23 protein-coding genes and 1 pseudogene are annotated in these 22,678 nt (G+C 63.8%); 12 read left to right on the plus strand and 12 right to left on the minus strand.

The window, feature by feature from the left end; all coding sequences use genetic code 11:
• Positions 1 to 189: 189 nt before the first annotated feature.
• On the minus strand, positions 190 to 906 hold the full coding sequence (locus tag Q0O95_RS01790; protein WP_293694738.1) for a TVP38/TMEM64 family protein: 717 nt from the start codon (positions 904 to 906) through the stop codon (positions 190 to 192).
• A 76-nt stretch (positions 907 to 982) separates the two neighbouring features.
• Here Q0O95_RS01790 and Q0O95_RS01795 point away from each other — a divergent pair, with 76 nt between their 5' ends.
• Positions 983 to 1,810 carry a methyltransferase domain-containing protein gene (locus tag Q0O95_RS01795; RefSeq protein ID WP_293694740.1) on the plus strand — a complete coding sequence of 276 codons (828 nt, stop codon included), beginning with the start codon at positions 983 to 985 and terminating at the stop codon, positions 1,808 to 1,810.
• Here Q0O95_RS01795 and Q0O95_RS01800 read toward each other — a convergent pair.
• Positions 1,807 to 2,316: a MarR family transcriptional regulator gene (locus tag Q0O95_RS01800; RefSeq protein ID WP_293694742.1), complete on the minus strand. Its 510-nt coding sequence runs from the start codon at positions 2,314 to 2,316 to the stop codon at positions 1,807 to 1,809. The genes Q0O95_RS01795 and Q0O95_RS01800 overlap by 4 nt on opposite strands.
• A gap of 64 nt (positions 2,317 to 2,380) precedes the next feature.
• Between Q0O95_RS01800 and Q0O95_RS01805 the strand changes: the two genes are divergently transcribed.
• Together Q0O95_RS01805 and Q0O95_RS01810 are read left to right on the plus strand one after the other, a co-directional pair.
• Positions 2,381 to 3,097: an SDR family oxidoreductase gene (locus Q0O95_RS01805; RefSeq protein WP_293694744.1), complete on the plus strand. Its 717-nt coding sequence runs from the start codon at positions 2,381 to 2,383 to the stop codon at positions 3,095 to 3,097.
• Positions 3,098 to 3,203: 106 nt separating this feature from the next.
• Positions 3,204 to 4,664 (plus strand): YdiU family protein, encoded by a 1,461-nt coding sequence (locus Q0O95_RS01810; protein ID WP_293694833.1) that lies wholly within the window; start codon positions 3,204 to 3,206, stop codon positions 4,662 to 4,664.
• A 10-nt stretch (positions 4,665 to 4,674) separates the two neighbouring features.
• Here the strand turns inward: Q0O95_RS01810 and Q0O95_RS01815 are convergent, their stop codons facing one another.
• Genes Q0O95_RS01815 through Q0O95_RS01825 form a run of 3 tightly spaced genes read right to left on the minus strand, consistent with a single transcriptional unit; the run spans position 4,675 to position 7,486 of the window.
• Entirely contained in the window at positions 4,675 to 5,526 is an 852-nt protein-coding gene (locus Q0O95_RS01815; protein WP_293694745.1) for a DUF4097 family beta strand repeat-containing protein, read from the minus strand.
• Positions 5,523 to 6,206, minus strand: coding sequence for a response regulator transcription factor (locus Q0O95_RS01820; protein ID WP_293694747.1), 684 nt, complete (start codon positions 6,204 to 6,206; stop codon positions 5,523 to 5,525). Before Q0O95_RS01820 ends, Q0O95_RS01815 begins: the two co-directional genes overlap by 4 nt.
• Positions 6,194 to 7,486, minus strand: coding sequence for a sensor histidine kinase (locus tag Q0O95_RS01825; protein ID WP_293694748.1), 1,293 nt, complete (start codon positions 7,484 to 7,486; stop codon positions 6,194 to 6,196). Before Q0O95_RS01825 ends, Q0O95_RS01820 begins: the two co-directional genes overlap by 13 nt.
• Positions 7,487 to 7,639: 153 nt before the next feature.
• Between Q0O95_RS01825 and Q0O95_RS01830 the strand changes: the two genes are divergently transcribed.
• Positions 7,640 to 8,599 (plus strand): arsenic resistance protein, encoded by a 960-nt coding sequence (locus Q0O95_RS01830; RefSeq protein ID WP_293694749.1) that lies wholly within the window; start codon positions 7,640 to 7,642, stop codon positions 8,597 to 8,599.
• 5 nt (positions 8,600 to 8,604) lie between these two features.
• Here the strand turns inward: Q0O95_RS01830 and Q0O95_RS01835 are convergent, their stop codons facing one another.
• Together Q0O95_RS01835 and Q0O95_RS01840 are read right to left on the minus strand one after the other, a co-directional pair.
• On the minus strand, positions 8,605 to 9,942 hold the full coding sequence (locus Q0O95_RS01835; protein ID WP_293694751.1) for a permease: 1,338 nt from the start codon (positions 9,940 to 9,942) through the stop codon (positions 8,605 to 8,607).
• Positions 9,939 to 10,649, minus strand: a complete 711-nt coding sequence (locus tag Q0O95_RS01840; protein WP_293694753.1) for an ABC transporter ATP-binding protein — start codon at positions 10,647 to 10,649, stop codon at positions 9,939 to 9,941. The genes Q0O95_RS01835 and Q0O95_RS01840 overlap by 4 nt, the downstream gene beginning before the upstream one ends.
• Before the next feature lie 146 nt (positions 10,650 to 10,795).
• Between Q0O95_RS01840 and Q0O95_RS01845 the strand changes: the two genes are divergently transcribed.
• Positions 10,796 to 12,001, plus strand: coding sequence for a sensor histidine kinase (locus Q0O95_RS01845; RefSeq protein ID WP_293694755.1), 1,206 nt, complete (start codon positions 10,796 to 10,798; stop codon positions 11,999 to 12,001).
• Positions 11,994 to 12,659 carry a response regulator transcription factor gene (locus Q0O95_RS01850; protein ID WP_293694757.1) on the plus strand — a complete coding sequence of 222 codons (666 nt, stop codon included), beginning with the start codon at positions 11,994 to 11,996 and terminating at the stop codon, positions 12,657 to 12,659. The genes Q0O95_RS01845 and Q0O95_RS01850 overlap by 8 nt, the downstream gene beginning before the upstream one ends.
• A 44-nt stretch (positions 12,660 to 12,703) precedes the next feature.
• Here the strand turns inward: Q0O95_RS01850 and Q0O95_RS01855 are convergent, their stop codons facing one another.
• Positions 12,704 to 13,603 carry a DMT family transporter gene (locus Q0O95_RS01855; RefSeq protein ID WP_293694759.1) on the minus strand — a complete coding sequence of 300 codons (900 nt, stop codon included), beginning with the start codon at positions 13,601 to 13,603 and terminating at the stop codon, positions 12,704 to 12,706.
• 111 nt (positions 13,604 to 13,714) lie between these two features.
• Between Q0O95_RS01855 and Q0O95_RS01860 the strand changes: the two genes are divergently transcribed.
• Positions 13,715 to 14,185: a hypothetical protein gene (locus tag Q0O95_RS01860; RefSeq protein WP_293694760.1), complete on the plus strand. Its 471-nt coding sequence runs from the start codon at positions 13,715 to 13,717 to the stop codon at positions 14,183 to 14,185.
• A 34-nt stretch (positions 14,186 to 14,219) separates the two neighbouring features.
• Here the strand turns inward: Q0O95_RS01860 and Q0O95_RS01865 are convergent, their stop codons facing one another.
• Positions 14,220 to 15,476, minus strand: coding sequence for an MFS transporter (locus tag Q0O95_RS01865; RefSeq protein WP_293694761.1), 1,257 nt, complete (start codon positions 15,474 to 15,476; stop codon positions 14,220 to 14,222).
• 134 nt (positions 15,477 to 15,610) lie between these two features.
• On the opposite strand from Q0O95_RS01865, the gene Q0O95_RS01870 reads away from it, so the two are divergent.
• From Q0O95_RS01870 to Q0O95_RS01880, 3 genes are all read left to right on the plus strand, one after another.
• Entirely contained in the window at positions 15,611 to 16,360 is a 750-nt protein-coding gene (locus tag Q0O95_RS01870) for an FCD domain-containing protein (RefSeq protein WP_293694762.1), read from the plus strand.
• Positions 16,361 to 16,476: 116 nt separating this feature from the next.
• The gene (locus Q0O95_RS01875; protein ID WP_293694764.1) at positions 16,477 to 17,796 is read left to right on the plus strand and encodes an MFS transporter; all 1,320 of its coding nucleotides are present in this window, start codon (positions 16,477 to 16,479) and stop codon (positions 17,794 to 17,796) included.
• Positions 17,793 to 19,235 (plus strand): amidohydrolase family protein, encoded by a 1,443-nt coding sequence (locus Q0O95_RS01880; protein WP_293694766.1) that lies wholly within the window; start codon positions 17,793 to 17,795, stop codon positions 19,233 to 19,235. Before Q0O95_RS01875 ends, Q0O95_RS01880 begins: the two co-directional genes overlap by 4 nt.
• 19 nt (positions 19,236 to 19,254) lie before the next feature.
• Here the strand turns inward: Q0O95_RS01880 and Q0O95_RS14060 are convergent, their stop codons facing one another.
• Entirely contained in the window at positions 19,255 to 19,602 is a 348-nt protein-coding gene (locus tag Q0O95_RS14060) for a cupin domain-containing protein (protein ID WP_366516429.1), read from the minus strand.
• Between the two features lie 36 nt (positions 19,603 to 19,638).
• Positions 19,639 to 19,839, minus strand: a pseudogene (locus tag Q0O95_RS14065) (helix-turn-helix transcriptional regulator); the annotation flags it as partial.
• A gap of 75 nt (positions 19,840 to 19,914) precedes the next feature.
• Here Q0O95_RS14065 and Q0O95_RS01890 point away from each other — a divergent pair.
• Positions 19,915 to 20,868: an NAD(P)/FAD-dependent oxidoreductase gene (locus Q0O95_RS01890; protein ID WP_293694768.1), complete on the plus strand. Its 954-nt coding sequence runs from the start codon at positions 19,915 to 19,917 to the stop codon at positions 20,866 to 20,868.
• A 160-nt stretch (positions 20,869 to 21,028) separates the two neighbouring features.
• The gene (locus Q0O95_RS01895; protein WP_293694837.1) at positions 21,029 to 21,538 is read left to right on the plus strand and encodes a MerR family transcriptional regulator; all 510 of its coding nucleotides are present in this window, start codon (positions 21,029 to 21,031) and stop codon (positions 21,536 to 21,538) included.
• A 170-nt stretch (positions 21,539 to 21,708) separates the two neighbouring features.
• Here the strand turns inward: Q0O95_RS01895 and Q0O95_RS01900 are convergent, their stop codons facing one another.
• Complete coding sequence (locus Q0O95_RS01900) at positions 21,709 to 22,611, minus strand: ParA family protein (RefSeq protein WP_293694770.1); 903 nt, start codon at positions 22,609 to 22,611, stop codon at positions 21,709 to 21,711.
• Positions 22,612 to 22,678: the final 67 nt, after the last annotated feature.

Consider the following 22,678-nt stretch of genomic DNA (forward strand, 5'->3'; position numbering starts at 1 on the left):
AGCAGAATTGCACGGCGTGCCCTGTGTGGCAATCCCCTTGCTGCGTGGGCCGGTTGGTCGTACATATGTGCCTGCACGAAAAACGCGAAAGACGTGAAGGGCTGACAAACGGTCAGTCTTTCGTGCGCGGGCGACAGAAACTCAGCCTTTCGGGCATGCCTTGGCGAGCGCGCTACGAACCCGAACCGCTCAATCGCGCTTGGATTTCGCCGACCTCCGCCAGCGTCTGAGCGCCAGGATCGTCATTACGGCCACTGTCAGCCAGGCAGCGACCACGACGGCTGCGTGCGCAATCGAAGGTTCCGCGATGAACGCGCCGATCGCCACGAGGGAAACCTGCCCGGGGATCGTCGCAACTCCACTGGCGATCAAGTAGTCGCGCTGGGATACGCCGAAGGCGCCGCTGCCGTAGTTCACGGGCCAGTAGGGGAGCCCCGGCATCAACCGCAGTACGAAGACTGCGCTGAGTCCGGAGTCCTCCAAGTGCTTCTCGACCGTGGTTGCGTGGCGACCGAGCAGTCGCTTCACCGTCGCCGTTCCGAGCCCGCGCGCGAGCCAATAGGCGATCCAGCATCCGATCAGTGCGCCGATGACCGACAGGATGCTGCCTTCGACAATGCCGAACAGGATGCCGGCTGTTACGGCCATGATCGTGACCGGAATGGGCGTGATCGCAACGACTGCATAGAGCGCGACGAACACGATCCAGGCGGCGCCTCCCCATCCAACGAGACGTTCCTGCAGCTCGTCGATCGACGGCAGTTTGACGTTGAACACCAGCCACACCATGCCGAGCACAACGAGGCCGAGCAGCGTGTTGCGCAGGAGTGTGCCCCAGCGCGGCCCGTGCGAGGAGTGCTGTTCGGCCGCCGTTCGATCCTCGGCGGCGCTGTGTTCTTCGGTCACCTGACCATTCTAGGTTCGCAAGGTCAGACCAACCGTGATGGCCAGCAGCACCACGCTCTGCCAGACTGACGGGGTCATGACGAAAGAACAGCGGCCGGACTACGAAACTCACACGTTGATCGAGGCTGCCGCTGCCGCAGACGTTACGGGCTGGGGCTTCTCCTGGCTCGATGGGCGGGCGACAGAGGAGCGACCGCCGTGGGGCTATGCGAAGTTGCTCGCGAAGCGCCTACGCACTGCACGGGTCGCCCTCGACCTCGATACGGGCGGAGGGGAAGTCCTGAACGAGGCGCCGGTGCTGGCCGTCGAGCAGCACGCGACAGAGGGATGGCCACCGAATTTCGAGGTCGCGTGTGCAACGCTCGGCCCGCGCGGAGTGCAGATACATGCCACTGACCGCCATCAGCCGCTGCCGTTCGCCGATGCAACGTTCGATCTGGTCACCTCGCGGCATCCCGTCACGCCTCGGTGGTCGGAGATCGCGCGCGTCCTGGCACCGGGTGGCGAGTACTTCGCACAGCACGTCGGCCCCGCCTCAGCCGATGAACTCACCGAGTTCTTCTACGGTCGGACGAGCTCCCGCGATCGCAATAGTCGTGCTCCCGACGTCGAGACTCGCGCGGCGAATGCTGCCGGCCTGGTCATTGACGAGTTGCAGACGGCACGACTGCGCATGGAGTTCTTCGACGTCGGCGCCGTCGTTTGGATTCTCCGCAAATGCGTGTGGTGGGTACCCGACTTCGACGTGGTCACCCACACGGGCCGATTGCTGGCAATGGATGCCCATATCCGGCGCGAAAGAAGCTTCGTCGCGTACTCGAGCCGGCACCTCGTGCGCGCCCGCAAGCCCTGCAATCTTCAGCCTCGAAACGAGGACGCGAGCGGATCCGATGTCCGCCGCTAGTCAGCGCTTGCCGACTGCATCGTCTGCTGCCACCGATCAAGTAGGCTGCCCAGCTGATCGACTTCCGCGTCTGTCAGTCCGGCAACGAGACTTTCGTCGGTTGCCAGTACATGAGCTGCGCTCTCTTCAACCAGCCGATGACCCCTTGCGGTCAGTTCAACTTCAACACGCCGATTGGCGAGCGAGCGACGAGTGACGAGCCCCGCGCCTTCCGCCTTCGCAACGCGTTGCGAGATCGCGCCGGCGGTCACGAGGCACACGTCCGTCAGCTCGCGTGTTGTCAGCGTGTATGGCGTTCCTGCTCTGCGTAGGGAGCTGAGAAGATCGAGGGTCGCGGCATCGATGCGGTGTTTCGAGAGCGCTTCTTCTCTTGCCTGCCGCAGGCTCCGGCCGATGACTTTGACGGATGTGATCAAAGCGATGGATCTGGTCGGGACACCCGGAAGCTCGCGCTGCCAAGCGTCGGAGATATCGCGCGGTGTCGCGCGGGGAAGTTGATTCTGCATGGAGCTCCTTGTTTAGCGCTAAACAAAACTGTACCGTTTAGTGCTAAACAATATAGGAGGGGTTATGAACCGTACAGTGTTGATTACGGGCGGAAGCGGCGGGATCGGTCGTGCCATTGCCGAGCAGTTCATCAGGGCCGGAGACGATGTCCTGATTACCGGCAGAAGCGACGACATCGCGTCTTCGGCTTCCGGACTGGGAGCAACCGGTGTGAGACTCGATCTCGAAGACATCGCGTCGATTGACGAGTTACCGACGATCCTCGCTTCAGGGGTCGACGTCATCGTCAATAACGCTGGAGGGTTCGCGGCCCCTGCTCCCGCAGCTGACGCTGACCTTACTGCCTTTGCCGAGTACTGGCACCGGAACCTGCGCGTCAACGTGGTCGGTGCAGCTCTAGTCACGCGGGCGCTCGAGGACCACATCAGCCCCGGTGGGGCAGTCATCAGCATTGGTTCGATCGGCGCGGAGTATGCGGGAAACCCCTACTCGGCGTCGAAAGCGGCGTTGCAGGCTTGGAACGCCGGAGTATCCGAGCGGCTCGGCGCGAGAGGCATCACGGCGAATGTGGTCGCTCCCGGATATGTCGAGGGCACCAACCTTTTCGGCGGCCCTCTCGGCGCGGGCCGTCGCACGGCGCTCGTTGAACGTACGCACACGAAGTGTGTCGGCAAGCCAGAGGACATCGGCTCGATCGTCTCTTTCCTCGCATCACCGAAAGCGAGACACATCACCGGTCAGACGATGCACGTGAACGGAGGCGCACACACGACCCGTTAGACCCCCGCCCACGGGTCCGGAAGGGGACGGTGCTGTCAAGGCCTCTGCGACGGGTGCGGTGCGCAAGTAGGCTTTGAGCGCGGTGGCAGTTCGACGCAACCGAGCGATGGGAGCAGAGATGTCGATCGACTTCGCGCTGCGCAGCGAGTACGCGACAGCGCTTGAAGAGCTGACCGTCCCTTGGCAGGCGGTGCGCCCGGAAGAACCGAAGCTGCGGGTACTCAACGAAGAACTCGCAGCCGAGTTCGGGCTGGACCCCAGCGTGCTGCGAACCGAATCGGGCATCCGGTTCCTGCTCGGCAATGAGCTGCCCGAGCAGGCGAAACCGGTAGCGCAGGCGTACGCGGGACATCAGTTCGGGTTCTACGCCCCGAGACTCGGGGACGGCCGAGCGCTGCTGCTGGGGGAGCTCACCGACGTGCACGGACGCACGCGCGACATCCACTTGAAGGGTTCCGGCAGAACGCCGTTCGCACGCGCCGATGGCTTTGCGACGATCGGGCCGATGCTGCGCGAGTACCTCATGGGCGAAGCGATGCACGCCCTCGGCATAGCGACGACGCGCGCGCTCGCTGTCGTCGAAACGGGGACCTCGGTTCGTCGCGAAGCGGAGTTCTTCCCAGGTGCAGTGCTCGCACGCGTTGCGAGCAGTCACATCAGGGTCGGAACATTTCAGTACGCACGATCAACCGGGGACGAGGCGCTGCTGGAGAAGCTCGCAGATTTCACGATTCAGCGTCACTACCCGCAGCTCGAAGGGAATCCGAAACGCTACGAGGAGCTCGTGGAAGCCGTCGCAACGGAGCAGGCGAAGCTGCTCGCTTCGTGGATGCTCGTCGGATTCGTGCACGGCGTCATGAACACCGACAACACCTCACTCGCCGGTGAAACCATCGATTACGGTCCCTGCGCCTTCATCGACGACTACGATCCGGGTGCCGTTTTCAGCTCGATCGATCACCAGGGTCGCTACGCCTTCGCGAATCAGCCCGGCATCGCTCTCTGGAATCTGTCTCGTTTCGCCGACAGCCTGTTGCCGTTGCTCGCCGACGACCAGGATGCCGCTGTCGAAATCGCCGAGGGCCGCGTGCGAGTGTTCACGAGCGTCTACGAGGCCGAGCTCCTCGCAGGGATGCGCCGCAAGCTCGGTATCGCGGATGCCACCGACGCGGAGATGGGGGAGGCCGCACGGCCGATGCTCGCTCGGTTGGAGGCCGAAAGCGTCGACTACCACCGGTTCTTCCGGGCCCTCGCTCACGCCGCGCGCGGCGAATCGGCAGCCCTCCATGCACTGTTCACGGGGGAAGAAGGCATTGGCGAATGGTTCCAGACGTGGCTCGGTCTGAGCCCGGACGGGGATGCGATGGACCGTGTGAACCCCGTCTATGTGCCGCGGAACCACATCGTGGACGAAGCCCTCGTCGCGGCGACGGAAGGCGACTTCGAACCCTTCTCCCGGCTCCTCGAAGTCCTCGAGCATCCCTTCGAGGAGCGGCCCGGCCTCGATCGGTACGCGGCTCCGGCACCCGAAGGCTCATGGCCGCACGTGACGTACTGCGGCACATGAGCCGACGAGATTACTCCGCTCGCAGGATGATGCTGCCGACCGACACCTCTGCATCGACCACGTGTGGGCTGCTGGGGTCGGTTCGTAGCGTCGAGTCGATGCTGCCCACCGAGGCGTCGCGACTGAGGCTGTAGAGCGCGTCGGGGAGCGTGACCGTCGCATCGCCGACGGAAACATCGACATCCACCAGCGCGGGCGTGCTGCCGGTCAGCGCAACGTCGGCAGTTCCGACCGAGACCGAGATATCGGCGGTCTCGACATCGCGCAGCGAGACATCGGCCCTCCCTGTCTCAACCGTCACGTTCAGCGTCTCTGCTTCGCCGAAGGCGATGGCTTCTCCTGCTCCGACGCGCACATCGAGGGAGCGAAATGCACCGTCGATACGAAGGGCCCCTGCTCCGACTTCGGCTTCCGCATCCAGTGACCCGTTCAGCGTGTCGGGCAGTGTCAGGACCGCGGAGTCCGACCCCGCGTTGCAGAAGATGAAACACCAGCCTCCGAAGGGGCCGCGCCGCTGGTCGACAACGAGGGTTTCGCCGTTTCGATCGAACTGCCAATTCGTGCCGTGAGCCTCGAGGGTCGCCTCGCTGACGTTACCGAACTCGACGGTCAGCTGCGTTGCGGATGCGTTGACATCGAGTTCCGTAATCCCGCTCGTATCGAGCGACTGTGCCGAGTCTCCGCCGTCGGCAACGCTCCAGACACTGCCGGCCGTCGCCACAGCGGCCGAACCGCCCACGCCCACGAGCGTGAAGGCACCGATTACGGCCGTCGTGATTGCGACCGTCTTCGCAGCCGTTGACCGTTCTTGTCGTGTGTCCGCAGACGGTGTCGAGATCTTGGAGGAGTCGTTGTCGTTCATGATTGCTGTCCTGTCTGGTGCGCAGAGCCCTGCGTGCCGTGGGTTTCGATGTGTACGAGTGCCGCCAGCACCCGCCGGTTCCCGGCTTCCGGCTCGAGCTCGAGTTTCTGGAAGATGGCGGTGACATGCTTTTCGACACTGGCCGCAGAGAGGAAGAGCATATCCGCGATGGTCTGATTAGACTTCCCCTCGGCAAGTGCCGCGAGAACCGTGCGCTCGCGATCGCTGAGTCGCTGCATGCGCTGATCCTGATTGCGACGAGTGAGCAGCTGGGAGACGACTTCCGGATCCAACACGGTTGCACCGGCCGCGATCTGCTCCACCGAACCGATGAATTCCGTGACGTCGGCGACGCGATCTTTGAGGAGGTAGCCGAAGGCGCCGCCCGATGCAGAGATCAAATCGCTTGCGTACCGCTCCTCGACGTACTGCGAGAGCACCAGGATGGGCAGCTCCGGACGCGTCCGTCGAAGCAGCAGAGCGGCTCGAATGCCTTCGTCGGTGAAGGTCGGAGGCAGACGAACATCGAGGATGCAGAGCTGAGGGGCTGTCCTCTCGACCTCTTCTGCCAGCGTTTCCGTGTCCGAGAGTGCGGCAACGACTTCGTGTCCGGAATGCTCGAGCAGTCGGGCAATACCTTCGCGGAGGAGTACGGAGTCTTCACAGATCAGGATGCGCATGGAACGGTCACCTCCAGTGCCGTCGGGCCGCCGTTCGGGCTGTCGAGTCGCGCGGTGCCGCCTGCAGCCTGCACACGATTGGATATGCCGTCGAGTCCGCCACCGGGTTGGACGACTGCGCCGCCGACGCCGTTATCTTCGACTCGAGCCCAGAGCGTTGCGTCATCTCGCAGGCGGACGGTCACTCTGCACGAGCTCGCTCTCGAGTGTTTGGCTGCGTTCGTGAGTGCCTCGGAAACCGCGAAGTAGACGGCGGCTTCTGCATCCCTCCCGACCCTGTGCGGCATTTGCACATCGAGTTGAATGGGGACGTGCGATCGTCCTGCGAGCGCCGAAAGTGCGGCATCCAACCCGCGGTCGTCCAGCACGGAAGCGTGGATGCCGCGAGCGAGTTGTCGCAGCTCCGTTATGGCGGCCTTCGTGGAGGTGTGTGCTTCGTCGATCAATTGCTTGGCCGCCGTCGGGTCCTGTTCGACCTGCTGGCTGGCCAGCCCGAGCGTCATTCCAACCGAAACGAGGCGGGGTTGGACCCCGTCGTGCAAGTCGCGTTCGATGCGGGTGCGCTCGACATCCGCGGCACGAACCGCACCTTCTCGCTGCCTTGCCGATGTGCGTGCGCTCTGCTCGAGCGTGCTGACCCTGGCCACGGAACCGATGATGCCTATCGAAATCGACCGGTGCAGCAGCGACGTAACGACGACCAGCACGGGAGCGAGGATGGCGCCGATAATGCCCAGCACGAGCAGGGTCGTGGAGGTTGCAGCCGACGAGCCGAAGAACACGCCCCAGACCGACGAGAGCGACCAGGTTTCCGGTACGCCCATCAGGCCCAGCACGATCGCCCCGATCGAGACGATGAACAGATGCACCATGGCGATGAGGAAGACACCGAGCGTACTCGCGATGAGGAAGTTCGCGAGCGCAGCCCACATTCGTCCGTCGATCGTCTGCCGCAGGAAGGTCATGACGTATGCCTTGAACCCCGGCTCGCTCTGCTTTCGGAGGCGCAGGGGAGGCGCACCGAGTAGGTATAGGCCGTCGACGCGCGTGGTCTCGAGCCAGGCGACGCCGAAGATGGCGTAGACCAGGCCGACCAGTAGCAGCAGCCCGATACCGAGCACGAGGATCAAGCTGACACCGGCGGAAAAGATGCCGATGAGGATGCTCAGGACGGCCCATCCGAGGGCGCCCATCGCGGCGAGATGAAGAATCGTGGTTGGGATTCTGAGCGGCGAGCGCACGGCTTTCCGTGGCGCGACGTCGGTCTTGGTCGTTGTCATGGTTCCAAGCTACGGCTGACGCAGGTTTGGGGCTACAGGGGAAGCCAGACAACTCCTTCGGGTTTTCCCGAATCGGATGACAGCATCCGACGAGCGCGGGTGAACCGCTACCGTTGGCAGCTATGGAGAGAACACGGATGCTCGGGGACGCTCGTGCCGAGTCGTGACGCTCTTGAACGGCACCAGGTCTGGATCTATCTCGCCGCCGTGGCCGTCGGGTTGGTCGTCGGCGTCGCCGTGACGTCGTTCGGTGACCTTGGCGAAGCGCTGGTCTGGCCGGTGCTGGCGGCGCTGCTGTACGCGACGTTTACGCAGACGCCGCTCGCTTCGATTCCGGCGGCGTTCAAAGATGTCCGCTTCCTCATGACTGCGCTCCTGGGTAACTTCGTGTTCGTACCGCTGCTGGTCTGGGCGATCGTTGGGTTCATGCCGGATGATCAGCCGCTGCGCCTTGGATTGTTCCTGGTACTGCTCGTGCCCTGCACCGACTGGTTCATCACCTTCAGTCAGCTCGGGGGCGGGGATGTGGCGAGGGCGACAGCACTGACCCCGGTGACCCTGCTCCTCCAGCTGCTCCTCCTGCCGCTCTATCTCGTGCTGCTGACGGGGATCGATGTCTCGTCGATCTTCGCACCGGCCGATGTCTGGCCCGGGTTGCTCATCGTGCTGGTTCCGCTCGTGCTCGCGGCCGCCACCGAGCAGCTCGCGAAACGGTTCCCGATACGCAGTGGCATCGATCGACTCGGATGGTTGCCGGTGCCGTTGCTGGCCGTGGTGATCTTCCTGGTTTCCTCATCACACGCCGACATCCTCGGCGACGTCATCGGGCTGCTGCCGGCAGCGGGGGCCGCACTCGTCTTCCTTGCGGTGAGCCTCGTACTGGCCAAAGCGCTCGCGTTGGCTGCCCGGCTGCCCGTGCAGCACGGACGGACGCTGGCATTCTCCTTAGGCACCAGGAACTCGTTCCTCGTGCTGCCGTTCGCCCTCGCGCTGCCCGCTGGGTGGGAGGTGAGCGCGATCGTCGTGGTCATGCAGTCGATCATCGAGCTGCTCGGGATGCTGTTCTTCCTCTGGTTCGTTCCCCGCGTACTGTTCCGCGAGCGTTCAGGCTGATCCAGCTATTCGCCGCGCTCCGGTGCCGTCAGCACGCGCAGCAGCACCGGTCGCGTAATGCTCACGCCGGTCAGCAGCATCAGGATGCCCGCAGCCAGGAGCAGAACAAGTGTCGCGGAGGAGATGGGAGACATGATCAGCATCATCAGGACGAGCACGAAACTGAGCAGCGACGCCGCAGCGGCCGAGCCGGCCACTGCGACGAACGCGGGCATCATGACCTCTTCTCTGCGCATCCGCATCAGGGCGCCGCGCGGGATTCCGAGTCTGTCGAGGGCGACGAAGAGTTCTCGACGCTCCAACACGGCCGCCGACTGAGTGATCGCCACCTGACACCCCGCGACCAGGAAGGCGATGACGATCGCCGAGAGCAGCATCGTCCTGGCATCGGCGAACATCAGCAGCTGGTCGTCGGTCATGATCTCCCGGCTATCGCTGGCTCGGATCACATCGAGGTACCCCATCATGGCCACCGCGGGAACCATGATGAAACTCGTCAGCGCGATCGCGGAGACCTGGCGCCAACTCGCCTTCGGATCGTCGGCGATGCTGCGCATGGCGATCAGCCGAGCACCGTCGGACGTGCGTCTTGCGCGGATGCGGGCTGTCGTCGCCACGATCCACGGTCCGACGAGTCCGAGCACGCCCATGACGGCGAGCACGGCCAGCGCGAGCACGACGAAGACCACGGCGAGACCCCACTCGGGAGACACGACCTGCGTGAGCAGTGCCGCACCGACGATGACGGCAGCGCCGAGCACGATGCGCAGCCAGCTCAGTCTCGGAGCGTCGCGTCGGATCCGGACGCCGAGCGGGGAGATGGTTACCCGGCGCAGACCGGCCATCGCACTGCCCATGGCGATCACCGTGAGCGCGATCGGGATCACCGCCCGGACGGCGATCGGCAACGCGAAAGCAGAAGGTGTCGAGGGCTGCCCGTAGATCGTCAGCGCAGAAAGTGCGAACGGCAGCGCGAGCGATACGGCGGTGCCGGCCGCGATGCCTATTGCGGCGATGAGCGTCGCCTCGGCCAGCGCCGTCCTCCTCACCCGTGCCGCGGACACGCCCAGCAGGCGCAACGTCGCGAGCCGATCGTCGCGGCTGCGGGCCGTGAGACGGGCGGTCGCCGTGCCGAGCGTCGCGAGCGGAACGAAGACGAACCCCACGAGCACGATCGCGAGAACCGGGTAGCCGATTTCATCCGACGGCACCCGCAGGAACGCTGCCGTGAGCATCGCGACGCCGAAACTCAGCACCGTTGTCACCGCAGATGCCGTCAGTTGCAGCCACGCGAGCGACGGATCCCTGCGGGTCGCCGCGGCGAGCATCCACATGGCCGTCATACCGGCCGCTCGATTCGGCCATCGCTGAGGCGCACGATCCGGTCGCAGCGGGAGGCCACCCGGTCGTCGTGCGTGACGATCACGAGCGCCCTGTTCTTCGCTCTGCCCAACTCCAGCAGCACGGTCAGCACGTCGTGGGCCGTGAGCGAATCGAGAGCGCCGGTGGGTTCATCCGCGAAGACGATGGACGGATCGGTCACGATCGCTCTCGCGATCGCGACACGGCTCGCCTGACCCCCGGAGAGCTGCCCGATCCGGCGATTGCCGAGACCCTGCAGTCCCAGATCGCGCAATGCTTCTTCCGCCGTTCGGTGAGCTTCACGTCGCTGCACACCCTGGAACAGCAGCGGCAGAACGATGTTCTCCATCGCTGTCAGCTCGGGCAGCAGCAGACCCTGCTGGAAGACGAAGCCGAACCGTCGCAGACGCAGGGCGGAACGATCGTCATCGTGCATACCCGTGAGATCGACTGCCTCCGTGTCGGGTCCGGGCCGCATCAGGACACGCCCCTCTTCGGCCGCGAGCACACCCGCGAGAACGTGGAGCAGTGTCGATTTACCGGAGCCGCTCGGCCCCATGATCGCGACGGCCTCGCCCCGATCCAGCGTCAGCCGCGCATCCGAGAGCGCGAGCGTAGTGCCGAATCGCCTGCTCACGCCGTCGGCGCGGAGCATCCAAGCCTGATCCGAGATCCCTGACTGATCCATGTGCCGCCTTCCTTCGATGACGACGTTACGGATGCCGGTGACGCGGTCACTACCAACCAGGGGTGGAATCTCGTACGGCACGCGGACGCCGAACGCGATGCTTCGCTAGCATGACTGCGACCGGATCGCTAGGCGAGGAGGGAATCGTGACGACAGAGGGCCTGCGCGTGGAAGCCGACGACTTCCGGCGCCCCGCCCCTCGGCCGCTCGCTTGGCTTCGCCGTCATCCGACGGTGGTGGATGCGGGTGTCACGGTCGTCGCCTGCGCACCGCACCTGATGGGTATGGTCTACCGGCACGGCGAAGTCGGCTGGTGGGGCTACCCCCTCATCGCCGTCACCGCCATTGCGCTGCTGCTGCGTCGGCGCCGACCCTTCGCGGTGCTCATGATCGTCGCCGTCGCGTGCGCGCTCAGCCCACTCGTGCAGCCGGGCTTCATATTCCCGATGCTGCCGTTCTCCTTCGCTCTTTTCACCGTCGCAACGCGTCAGACTGCGCCGCGCGCGGTTGCCGGCTACGCTGTGGCGGTGCTCGTCACCGTGCTCATGACGGTGCCGTATTCGCTGAACGGGCTCACGCCACCCCTCTTGTCGCTCACCGACCCGTTCTCGCTGCTTGCGCTCGCCGCCGGCATCGCGGTGAAGAGTCGCCGGGATCGCCGCGAGAGGCTGGCGGATACGGTGAACCGGCGAATCGATCACGCAGCCCTCGCCGAACGAAGCCGTATAGCCGCCGAGATGCACGACGTGGTCGCGCACTCGCTCACCGTCATCGTTTCGCTCGCCAACGGTGCCACCAGTTCCTGGCGGAAGCATCCTGAGCAGGCGGTAGCGGCGGTCGAACGAATCGGCGGTATCGGCCGCGACGCCCTCGACGAAATGCACCGTACACTCAGCCTGCTCCGCGACTCGGATGAGGAACTCGACGAGCAGCTCCACCGATCCGGCGGCAACCTTCCCGCGCTCGACGAACTCGCCGCGCGCTTCGATGCTGCCGGGTTGCCCGTCGCGGTACATCGCTCGGGGCCGGATATTCCTGCCGATACCGCTCTCCGACAGGCCGTCTATCGGATCGTGCAGGAATCGCTCACCAACTCGCTCAGACACGCTACGAACCCGACCGGGGCGAGAGTGACGCTCGACACGGCCGAAGACACTATCGTCATCACGATCGAAGACGACGGCGAAGCGGTGAAGAAGCCGATCGCGCCCGGGTACGGGCTCGTCGGCATTCGCCAGCGAGCTGCCTCCCTCGGAGGACGTGCGGAGTCAGCCCCGCACGAAGGGGGCGGTTGGCGAGTCGTCGTCGAGCTCCCTGCGGGGGCGTGTCGTGGCGGTGCGAACGATGACTGAGGCCGAGCGCGTGATTCGTGTGCTGCTCGTCGATGATCACGACCTGATCCGGACCGGGAACGCTCTCGTGCTGAGTGCGAGCGACGACATCGAAGTCGTGGGGGAGGCGGCAAGCGGCGAGATCGCCCTCCTGCAGGCCGCTCGCCTCGAGCCCGACGTCGTACTGATGGACGTGCGGATGCCCGGTATCGGCGGCATCGAAGCAACGCGCCGGATCACCGTGGCGAACCGCAGGACGAAAGTCATCGTGCTGACCACCTTCAATCTCGACGCGTACGCATACGGGAGCCTCGACGCGGGTGCCAGTGCGTTTCTGCTCAAGAGCGTGCAAGCCGACGAGCTGACCGATGCGATTCGAACGGTCGTCGCGGATGACGCCGTTCTGGATCCCGCCTCGACGAGAAGACTGATCGAGGCGCACACTGGTGCCGCGGAAGGCGGTGCAGTGCATCCCCGATCGCTGCTGTCGCCTCGCGAATACGACGTGTTCGTCGGCGTGGCGAACGGGCTGTCGAACACGGAGATCTCCGAACGGCTCTTCCTCGCCGTGCCGACGATCAAGACGCACATCAACCGCATACTCTCGAAGCTCGGGGCGCGCGATCGCGTGCACCTGGTGATCCGCGCCTATCGGCACGGCATCGTCGCTCCGTCGTGAGCAGTGCGTGCGGTCACGCGCGACCGACGCGCCGTTCCGAGCCTTTACTTGGTGCGCCGCAAGAACTTGACTGCGCCGGCGTTCGTGAGCACGACGCCCGAGATCACGATGGCTCCGCCGAACAGCTGCGCTACGGAGTACTGCTGACCGGAGACGATCGTGAATACCGCAATGTAGACCGTGATCAGATTCATGAACACGCCCGCGGCGCTGGCCGGCAGCGTGACAAGCGCCCGATTCCAGAGCACGTACGACAACACTGACGGGAACACCGCGATAAACAACAGCGACCAGAGCCCGACCCGTGAGTCAGGCAGTGTCGGACCTCCCGAAGCAATGCTGATCGGTGCCAGCACCGCGATCGTGATCGCGGCTTGAACGGCCGTCGCGGTAATCGGCGGTACCTTCGGAGCCATTCTGCCCACGATCGTATAGGCGCTCCAGACCACGATCGCACCGATCATCAACAGCTCGCCCGTGCCGAAACCGGCCCCGAGTAGCCTTGCGGCGTCGCCATCGGTAAGGACGATGAGCACTCCGATCAGTGCCAGCAGCACACCGCTGATTCCACGCCGGCCGAGACGCTCGCGGAGGAGAAGGGCTGCAGCGACAGCAATGAGCGCCGGGTTGAACGCATTGATCAGTGAGGCGTTGAACGGTGTCGTGTGCTCCAACGCGGCGTAGAGCAACATGTTGTATCCGAGGAGCCCGAGCATGCTGCTCGCAATCAACCACGGCCACGTCCTCAACACCATGCGCCAGTCGGGACGCTCGACAATCTGTGCGATGAGCGCCAGCGGCACAAGGGCGATGAGCCAACGCAGCAACACGAGACTGAGCGGATCCACCTGTGCAACGGCGATCGCTCCGAGCACGTAGTTGCCCGCCCAGAAGAGCGTTGCTCCAAGCAGCGAACCGATCGCGATGATCGAGTGACGCTGCATGCCGACCCTTTCACAAGCGCTCGGTCGTTGGATCCGGGGCTCGAACAGCCTATCCGGACAAATGCACTGTTGCACTGTTGCGATGAGCGCTCCGGCAGTAGCGTTGGGGGCATGACTGACAACTACCCGCAGAACAGCCAGCCTGCGTACGCTCAGCCCGTTTACGACGTCCACGCCGGCTATGGCGGTCAAGACGGCTACGGCACGCCCCAAGAGCAGACGCCACGCGGCAAGGGCATGGGCATGACATCCCTGATCCTCGCGATAGCGGCACTCGTGATCGGCATGGTGCTGGCGATCGTTTGGTCCGTCATCATGGCCGATTACGTTACTGCGGCCGCGACAGGAGCCATCGCCACGACCGATGCGATCCCGGAAGATGCGCTCGTGACCGCCGGCATCGTGCAGACCGGGTTCTTCCTGCCGTCGCTCATCGGCGTTGCCGCAATCGTATTCGGCATCATCGCAATGGTGAAGAAGAGCGGTCGCGGACTCGGGATATTCGGCCTGATCCTCGCGATCGTCGCACCACTGCTGTGCTTCATCACATCGATCGTCGTCGCGATGGTCGCTGCCGGCTAGACGCTCCGCTGCGCGAGCGGATCGGCAGCAGCTCCTAACGGAATCGAACTTTCGGTTTGGAGGGCGGCAGGAAGATGGCGCCAACGAGCATCGCGAGCAGAATCAGCCCGAGGACCATGAACACGAGGCCGTTCCATCCCGCCCACTGAAAGAACAGCCCGCCGAGAAATCCGAACACACTGGAGCCCGCGTAGTACCAGAGATTGTAGAGCGCGGTCGATTGGGCGCGCCCCTGTCGAGGGTACGAACCGGCCCAGCCGGAGGCCACGGAGTGCGAGCCGAAGAATGCGGCCGTGAACACGATGAGGCCGAAGACCACGACCCCGAGGTTGGGTACCAGCATCCATACGAGCCCCAGGCACGCGAGAAGATCGCAGCCGAGCTTCACGCCCTTGCGGCCGCGCATCCCCGCGAGTCTGCCCGCGAGGGGAGAGGAGATCGAGCCCGCGAGGTACGCGAGGAAGACCATGGAGGCGAGCCAGACGGGCAGCCCGAACGGTGCTTCCGTGAGGTGATAGCCGAGGTAGTTGTAGATTGCGACGAAACCGCCCATCAACAGCATCGGCTGAATGTACAGGCCGATCAGCACCGGGTCGCGCATGTGGCGGAACGCATTGCCGAAGGCAGACGAGATCGCCCTGCCGAGCCCGGCATCCCTTCCCGCTGGAAGAAATCCCTGCGGTGACGGGGTGAGCAGTACGAACATGAGCGCCGCGAAAACGGAGAGCCCGGATACCGCGAGGAAGCCGGACTGCCACGTGCCGGTCAATTCACCGAGCGGACCCGCGATGAGTCTGCCGGAGAGGCCGCCGATCGTGTTGCCGGCGATGAACGTACCCACCGCTGCCGCTGCGTCGAGTCGATGCACCTCTTCATTGAGGTAGGCGACGGCGACGGCCGGAACTCCGCCGAGCGCGAGCCCCTCGAGTACACGGACGGCGACGAGCAGTTCGAACGTCGGCATGAGGGTCACGAGGAAGCCGAGAATCGTTGCCGCGATCACTGCAATCGCTATGACGCGCTTTCGTCCTATCCGATCGGCGACGATCGACCACGGCAGCACCGAGACCGCGACACCCAGTGTTCCCGCGGACACTGCGAGGGAAGACTCCGCGATGGAGATATCGAAGGCTTCGACCAGTTGCGGCAGGACCGCCTGCGGGGCATACAACTGTGCGAAGGTTGCGACGCCGGCAAGGAACATCGTCAACTGGATTCTGCGATACCTTCCTGTCCCGCGTCGATAGCCGATCCAGGTCGTACCCGTATCGGAGAATCCATGGGAGCCCACCGCACCAGCCTAGCCGTCTGCATGCGTCATGCTCTCCTCAACGCCGTCCAGCAGCGTCAATCCGCTGAGAGAGCGGACCGTGAGAAACTTGGGGCGTGACAGCGATGAATTCCTCAAGGCAAGTCTGGGACCTCATGAGTACGGATGAGCGCACGCTTGCCGAATTCATGCTGAACGCCGACGGCCTGATCGGGGCGGCACGTGCTCACCAGCATCTGCGGGACACCGGCGCGAGTCTCAGTCAGGCAACGGTCTCCAGGATGCTTCTTCGACTCGATGAACTGGGTGTCACGGAGGCGGTGGGGCGTGGTGGCCGGAGGTTGACCGAGACCGCCCGTCTCGTGCTCGTTCGAGCTTCGCAGCACCGCCGCAGGAATCAGCTGATCGACGATATTTTCGACGAGGCCGATCGTTCGGAACTTATCGATCTCCTCTCACTGAGGAAGATCATCGAAGTCGAAGCGACGACGCTCGCATGTGACCGCTCCGACGACAGCGACCATCTCGCATTGCTGACGAACTTAGCCGCATACGACGACCACTCGTTGTGCGGCGGGGACTTCTCCAAGGACGCGATTGAGTTTCACGTGCTGCTCTGCAAAGCAACGCACAGCGCTCCGTACGCTTTGATCGCCGAAGCGCTGTACCCGGAGATGCACAGGCTCGAGCCTCTGATCGTGGCGGCGGCCCACAGAGCCGGCGAGCGCAGCCGTTCCAGCGCTGAGCACGCGGCAATCGTGCGGGCGATCATACGCGGGGATGCGGAGGAGAGCCGTCGACTGACCGCGGAGCACTTCGACACGATGATCCATTGGCTCGCGGCGCTGTCGGAATCTGAATTCGCCGCGCTGGTCATGCGGGCCGAGGAGGAGACTGAGCGATAAGTCGCTTCATCATTTTTGAAACGCTGCTTCCTCACATTTGAGGATGATGTGTTAGCGTGGTGCCACTTCAACGATGAATACCGACTCCGGCGGTATGCGGAGCGAAGCGAGGCACCATGGCATCACGGCAAACTACATCCGATTCTCGACCTACTGGACATGAGCTGCGACGTGCGAGGAAGGCGGCAACGGGCGCGTTCGTAGGTACTTCACTCGAGTTCTACGATTTCTACATCTATGCCACGGCTTCGGCCCTGGTGTTCGGCACGGTCTTCTTTCCCGAGAACGAGAATCCGTTTATCGGAACCATGGCGGCGTTCGCGGTGTTCGGGGTTGGATTTTTCGCCCGTCCGCTCGGTGCCATCGTCATCGGCCATATCGGTGATCGGCAGGGGCGCAAGAAAGCGCTGATCATCTCGCTCATGGTCATGGGCATCGCAACCTTCCTGATCGGTTTCATTCCCAGTTATGACCAGATCGGACTCTGGGCGCCGGGTGCGCTCGTCGTGCTGCGATTGATTCAGGGGTTTGCCATCGGGGGCGAGTGGGGCGGTGCCGCTCTGATTTCCACCGAGAGCGCACCGAAGGGAAGGGTCAACTTCTTCGGTTCCTTCACCCAGCTCGGTTCTCCGGCAGGAACCGTGATGTCATCGGGCATGTTCGCGCTGGTCGGTCTGGGAGGACACGACATTCTGGAGGCATGGGCATGGCGCGTGCCGTTCTGGTTTGCGGGTGTGCTGGTGGTTGTCGGGCTCATTCTGCGGGTTCGGCTCGAGGAGTCACCGGTGTTCCAGAAGGCGGTCGGCGAGCAGCAGAAGCGGAAGCTTCCGTTCGTCGACGTATTCCGGAAGGAATGGAAGTCCGTACTCGCAGGAGTGTTGCTCGTCGCCCACGGAATCGGTGGCTTCTACGTGACGGGAACCCTGTTCTTGTCGTACGCGACACAGGGCGAGGGCCTCGAGAGCTCACCCTTGCTCATCGGGCAGACCATTGCTGCGGCCTCCAGCTTCATCACCTTCCCGATCGTTGCCGCAATGGCCGACAGAATCGGCGAGCGCAAGGTGCTGATCATTTCAGCGGTACTCGTGATCATCTTCGCGGCGCCGCACTTCTTCGTGGTGGCGACCGGCGATTACGTCCTGATCAGTCTGATGCTGGTCGTGACGCAGACGGCGGGCGCGGGCGCGTGGGTGTGCATCCCCGGCTTCCTCGGGCGGGCGTTCGCTCCCGAAACCCGGTACACGGGTATTTCGCTCGCCTATCAGATCGCTTCGATTCTCTTCGGTGGCATTCTGCCCTCCGTCGGTGCTGCGATTCTCGCCGCGACGACAGGAGCCGTGCTCGGCCCGGTATTGATTCTTGTCGGCCTCGCCGTGCTGGTCATGATCGGCGCGGTGCTCGTACATCGAATCGTAAAGGAACGTGAAAACGCATGAATTCCACTGTTGAATACACCGCTCCCTGGGTTATCGCCTTCCAGGATGGCGAACACCGCTTGCTGAGGAACGGATCGATTGTCGTCGAGGGAGATACCGTCGTGCACGTCGGCCGCCCCGGCGAGGTGCGTGCCGACAGGACGGAGCACACCAACAGCATCATCGCCCCCGGGTTTATCTCTATGCACACGCATATGCAGGAGTCTCCGGCAGACAAAGGCATTGCCGAGGACATGGAGAAGCGGCAGTTCTGGGGAACCAACCTCATCGAAATACTCCCGCCCAGGGCGAAGGCGCTCACCGTCGATGACATGCACGCGTGCACCAGAGTGTCGATCGCGGAGCACCTGCGCACGGGAGCCACGACCGTTATGCAGATGGGCGTCGAGAGCGACTATGTTGCGAAGAAGTGCGAAGAGATCGGCCTGCGTGCGTTCATCGGCGAGTCCTATCGATCCGGGGAGTGGTACACAGCAGACGGCAAGAACGTGGAGTATCGCTGGTTCGACGATGATGGTCGCGGCGCGTTCGAAAGTGCGTTGAACTTCGCGCTGCAGCACCGCAACGCGTCGGGTGATGCGCTGGTGACGGGATTCCTGAACCCGTCCCAGGTTGACACGTGTTCCGAGGAGCTGCTGAGGAGCACGCGCGCCGCAGCAGATGAGCACGACCTGCTGATGCAGATCCATGCCGCGCAGTCCTATTCGGAATTCCACGAGATGACCCGACGCCATGGCAGAACGCCGATCGAGTGGCTCGACGACATCGGATTCCTGAGCGAGCGGACGCTGATCGGTCACGGACTGTTCCTCACCGGCACCAGCTGGACGAATTTCCACGGTGATGATCTCGGGCTGCTCTCCCGCTCCGGCACGACAGTCGTCTACAACCCCTGGGTGTTCGCCCGCAACGGCATCGTCATGGAGTCCTACGACAGCTATCAGCGAGAAGGCGTTGATGTGTGCCTCGGAACGGACACTACGACGCAGTCGATGCTGCTGTCGATGCGATGGGCCTCGATCATCACGAAGGTGTTCGAGCACCGTGCGGATGCTGGTGAAGCCAGAGATGTCTTTGACGCTGCAACCGTGCGCGCAGCGGATGTGTTGCGAAGGCCCGACCTCGGTCGTATCCAGAAGGGTGCGAAGGCGGACTTGGTGTTCTGGAAGACGGACACTCTCACGATGATGCCGAGCCGTGATCCCATCCGCACGATCGTCTACTACGCGGAGCACGACGACATCGACCGCGTGATGGTCGGAGGACGATTCTCGCTCGAGAACGACGTTGTGAGGGGTTTGGACGAGATGGCCGACCGTCGAGCGCTGCAGGAAGCCGCCGAACGCATATGGGAGGGATGGCCGCAGCACGATTGGGCGAATCGCACCATGGATGAGCACGTGCCGCTCAGCTACCCGCTGTTCGAACAGCGCGGTTAGAAGGGGATGCCGGCTTTTCTCAGTCGTCGCCGGGCACGGCCGAGGGGCTGTGGATGTGCATCCTTGCCCCCGCGTCGTTGAAAATGCTCAGCACGGATGCGGGCTTGCCGCCTGCAGCGGACATCGCGTGCGGGATCGCGGTGTCGAACTCTGCCGCTTCGCCTCGCCCCATGACGACGTCCTGCTCGCCGAGCCGAAGTCGTAACCGACCGGTGAGTACGTACACCCACTCGTAGCCGTCGTGCACGCGTAGATCGGGCAGTTCGCGCAGTGGGGGATAGGTGATCTTGTACGTGTGTATCGGTGAGTCTTCTGGCGCGAGAGGAGCGATGATGAGCCCGTCGCGGCGGATCGTCGGTCTGCGCACTCGCGGATCCGTGGACGGGGGTCGTACGAGGTCGTCGATTCGAACGCCCAGTTGCCGGGTGAGAGGGAGGAGCAGACCGAGTGTTGCTTGCCGTTTCCCTGACTCCAACCGTGAGAGCGTGCTCGCGGACATCCCGGATCGGGATGCTAGATCGTCCAGCGTCCAACCGCGTGCCAAACGCACCGTTCGAAGGCGTGCGCCCACCTCTGCCAACTCGTCGTGCACAGCAGCTCCCATCGTCAACACATCGCTTACCTTGCCATTATTGCAAAATGGTTTGCCAATGTGTCATCTCAGAACGAGACTTGTTCCATGCAGAATCTTTCGAAAAGCAAGCAGTGGGATGCGATCGTCGTCGGAGGAGGGGCCGCGGGGTTGTCAGCCGCGCTCATGCTCGGCCGTGCACGCCGTAGCGTCCTGATCATCGACGCGGGTAGCCCGCGTAACCGCTTCGCAGCGCACATGCACGGTGTGCTCGGTCATGAGAATACGCCCCCTCGCGAGCTCGTGCAGCGAGGGCGCGAGGAAGTCGCGTCGTACGGCGGACAGTTTCTCGATGCGGAAGTCACGGGGGTCGACGCCGCAGCGCACGGTGTGGAGGTGTCGCTCGAAAGCGGGGAACGGCATATGGCCCGCGCGTTGATCGTGGCCACCGGCATAACGGATCGCCTTCCCGAGATTCCCGGCCTCGCCGAGCGCTGGGGCATCAGCGTCTTCCACTGCCCGTACTGCCACGGCTGGGAGGTTGCGGACGCAAGGCTCGGCGTGCTTGCGACATCGCCCATGGCAGTGCATCAAGCGCAGATGGTGCGCCAGTGGAGTGATCGCGTAACACTGTTCGCAGGTGCGGGAGGCGTAGACGACGACGTGCGTGAGCGGCTCGTCAGCAGGGGCGTCGTCGTGATTGATCAAGAGGTGACGAGCGTTGTCGGCGATGGCACGGCGATCAATGCTGTGACAACCGCGGACGGCGCCGCAACGCCGATCGATGCGATCTTCACGGCACCGACAGTGCAAACGCACGACGGCTTCCTGGCGACGCTCAACCTTGAACGAGAGGAGTCGCCGTTCGGAGCGGGATCTCTTATTTCGGTGGATCAGGTCGGCAAGACCAGCCTGGATCGCATTTGGGCGGTCGGCAACGTCGTGAACCCCATGGCGAACGTGCCGATGGTGATCGGCGCGGGCGCGTTTACGGGAGCTGCCGTCAACGGAGTGCTGATCGAAGAGGAATTCAACCTGGCCTCTGTCGGAGGTTCGGAGTAGGCTGGAGGAAATCACCGGGAGCTCGCGAGAGCAGCACCGCGTGTCGCACATCCGCTTCGCGAAAAGCTCCGTACAGTGAACACGAAGCTTCAATAACAACTTGAAGGTTCGGAAGGAATGGACCGTGGAAGAGTTCGAAGGCACCCGCATCGACGTCGGCATGCTGTTCACCGATGGCCTGCCAGATCAACGAGACGCAAGCGGGTACCGCGGTGCGATCGCGGCCGAAGCCGCCGGTATCACCTACCGTCAGCTCGACTACTGGGCACGTACTGGGCTCGTCGAGCCGACTATCCGGACCGCGCACGGCTCCGGCTCGCAGCGACTGTACTCCTTCCGCGACATCCTCGTACTCAAACTCGTCAAGCGACTGCTCGATACCGGCATCACGCTGCAGCAGATCCGCGTCGCCATTCAGCAGCTGCACGAGTCGGGCTTCCACGATCTCGCGCAGATCACGCTGATGTCCGACGGCGCGAGCGTCTATCTGTGCACCTCCAGCGACGAGGTCATCGACCTCCTGGGTCGTGGCCAGGGAGTCTTCGGGATCGCCGTCGGAACCGTTCTGCGCGAGGTCGAGTCGCAACTGGTCGAACTCGATGCAACACCTGCTGAAATGCAGGTCGATGAACTAGCGGAGATGCGAGCTCGCAAGACACGAGCTTCGTAGAGCCGTAGAGCTTGGGGGAGGCGCCGAATACGGTGCCTCCTTCAATACGTTCTGCCGAGCTTACGCAATGCAAACTTCTCGGTCGCTGGGCGACGACACGCCGTGAAAACGCGCTCCCAACGCCAGGAGACCGAGAAGTTGACGGAGCAGAACCCGGGTGGAAGCGAACTTTAGGAGTTCTTGTCTTCCGCGTCAGGTTCTTCCGCGAGCTCGGAGATCTGCGCGGCGGCGGAGGCGTCCTTGCCCGCTGTCGGAGTCATGCCACGGCCACCCGCCGGCGCGGTCGGCGCCTGCTGGAAGTGATCCTGCACGTACTGCAGCAGCTCATCGAACTGGGCCGCCATTTCCTGGGCACCCTCACCGGGCCACACGTGCAGCGGTCTGGCCGCGCCCTGGGCCTGCTGCATCGATGTGCGCTCGGGAAGAACGACGTCGAGCACGAGCGGCCCGAACATGTCCTTGAGCTCCTGCACGCGGTACTGATGCTCGAGCGACTGCGGGCGAGCGCGGTTGACAACGATGCCGACGGGCTGCAGACGCTGCGAAAGACCGCGTCGGATCTCCTCAATGGCGCGCAGCGCGCGGTCCGCGGCGGCGACGGAGAACAGCCCGGGCTCGGTCACGACGAGAACCCGATCGGAAGCCGCCCATGCGGTACGCGTGAGTGCGTTCAGGCTCGGGGCACAGTCGATCAGCACGAGGTCGTATTCCGACTCGACGGTTGCGAGAGCGGTCTCCAGGCGCCAGATCTCCTTCAGCGTCGGATGGGGTCCGTCGAAGTTGATCGCGGACGGGCTGCCGATGAGAACGTCGATCTTGCCGCCGTGGCCCGATGTCCAGCCGGAAGGCACGATGGCCTGCTGGACGGTCTTCTCCTTGGGGTTCGCGAGCACATCGGCGACATTGAGGCGACCGGAGATGTCGATGTCCATCCCGGTGGATGCATCCGACTGAGGATCCAGGTCGACCACGAGGGTGCGGAGACCCTTCGCGAACGCCGCGGAGGCAAGGCCAAGTGTCACGGTCGTCTTACCGACGCCGCCTTTTAGTGAACTGACTGAGAGTACGTGCACGACAGAAAGCCTAGCGCGACTACTCTTGAGAGACGTCGTCACGTGCCGATAGCGGGGAATTCGTTCC

The sequence above is a fragment of the uncultured Agrococcus sp. genome (assembly GCF_945915485.1).
Lineage (GTDB): Bacteria > Actinomycetota > Actinomycetes > Actinomycetales > Microbacteriaceae > Agrococcus.

Coding starts and splice junctions, on each gene's coding strand:
- Q0O95_RS01815 (WP_293694745.1), bottom strand. CDS start 5,526: ATGAACGACAACGACTCCTCCAAGATCTCGACACCGTCTGCGGACACA.
- Q0O95_RS01835 (WP_293694751.1), bottom strand. CDS start 9,942: ATGACGGCCATGTGGATGCTCGCCGCGGCGACCCGCAGGGATCCGTCG.
- Q0O95_RS01810 (WP_293694833.1), top strand. CDS start 3,204: ATGGGAGCAGAGATGTCGATCGACTTCGCGCTGCGCAGCGAGTACGCG.
- Q0O95_RS01895 (WP_293694837.1), top strand. CDS start 21,029: ATGCTGTTCACCGATGGCCTGCCAGATCAACGAGACGCAAGCGGGTAC.
- Q0O95_RS01880 (WP_293694766.1), top strand. CDS start 17,793: ATGAATTCCACTGTTGAATACACCGCTCCCTGGGTTATCGCCTTCCAG.
- Q0O95_RS01890 (WP_293694768.1), top strand. CDS start 19,915: ATGCAGAATCTTTCGAAAAGCAAGCAGTGGGATGCGATCGTCGTCGGA.
- Q0O95_RS01850 (WP_293694757.1), top strand. CDS start 11,994: ATGACTGAGGCCGAGCGCGTGATTCGTGTGCTGCTCGTCGATGATCAC.
- Q0O95_RS01800 (WP_293694742.1), bottom strand. CDS start 2,316: ATGCAGAATCAACTTCCCCGCGCGACACCGCGCGATATCTCCGACGCT.
- Q0O95_RS01855 (WP_293694759.1), bottom strand. CDS start 13,603: ATGCAGCGTCACTCGATCATCGCGATCGGTTCGCTGCTTGGAGCAACG.
- Q0O95_RS01870 (WP_293694762.1), top strand. CDS start 15,611: ATGAGTACGGATGAGCGCACGCTTGCCGAATTCATGCTGAACGCCGAC.
- Q0O95_RS01805 (WP_293694744.1), top strand. CDS start 2,381: ATGAACCGTACAGTGTTGATTACGGGCGGAAGCGGCGGGATCGGTCGT.
- Q0O95_RS01825 (WP_293694748.1), bottom strand. CDS start 7,486: ATGACAACGACCAAGACCGACGTCGCGCCACGGAAAGCCGTGCGCTCG.
- Q0O95_RS01860 (WP_293694760.1), top strand. CDS start 13,715: ATGACTGACAACTACCCGCAGAACAGCCAGCCTGCGTACGCTCAGCCC.
- Q0O95_RS01840 (WP_293694753.1), bottom strand. CDS start 10,649: ATGGATCAGTCAGGGATCTCGGATCAGGCTTGGATGCTCCGCGCCGAC.
- Q0O95_RS01795 (WP_293694740.1), top strand. CDS start 983: ATGACGAAAGAACAGCGGCCGGACTACGAAACTCACACGTTGATCGAG.
- Q0O95_RS01875 (WP_293694764.1), top strand. CDS start 16,477: ATGGCATCACGGCAAACTACATCCGATTCTCGACCTACTGGACATGAG.
- Q0O95_RS01820 (WP_293694747.1), bottom strand. CDS start 6,206: ATGCGCATCCTGATCTGTGAAGACTCCGTACTCCTCCGCGAAGGTATT.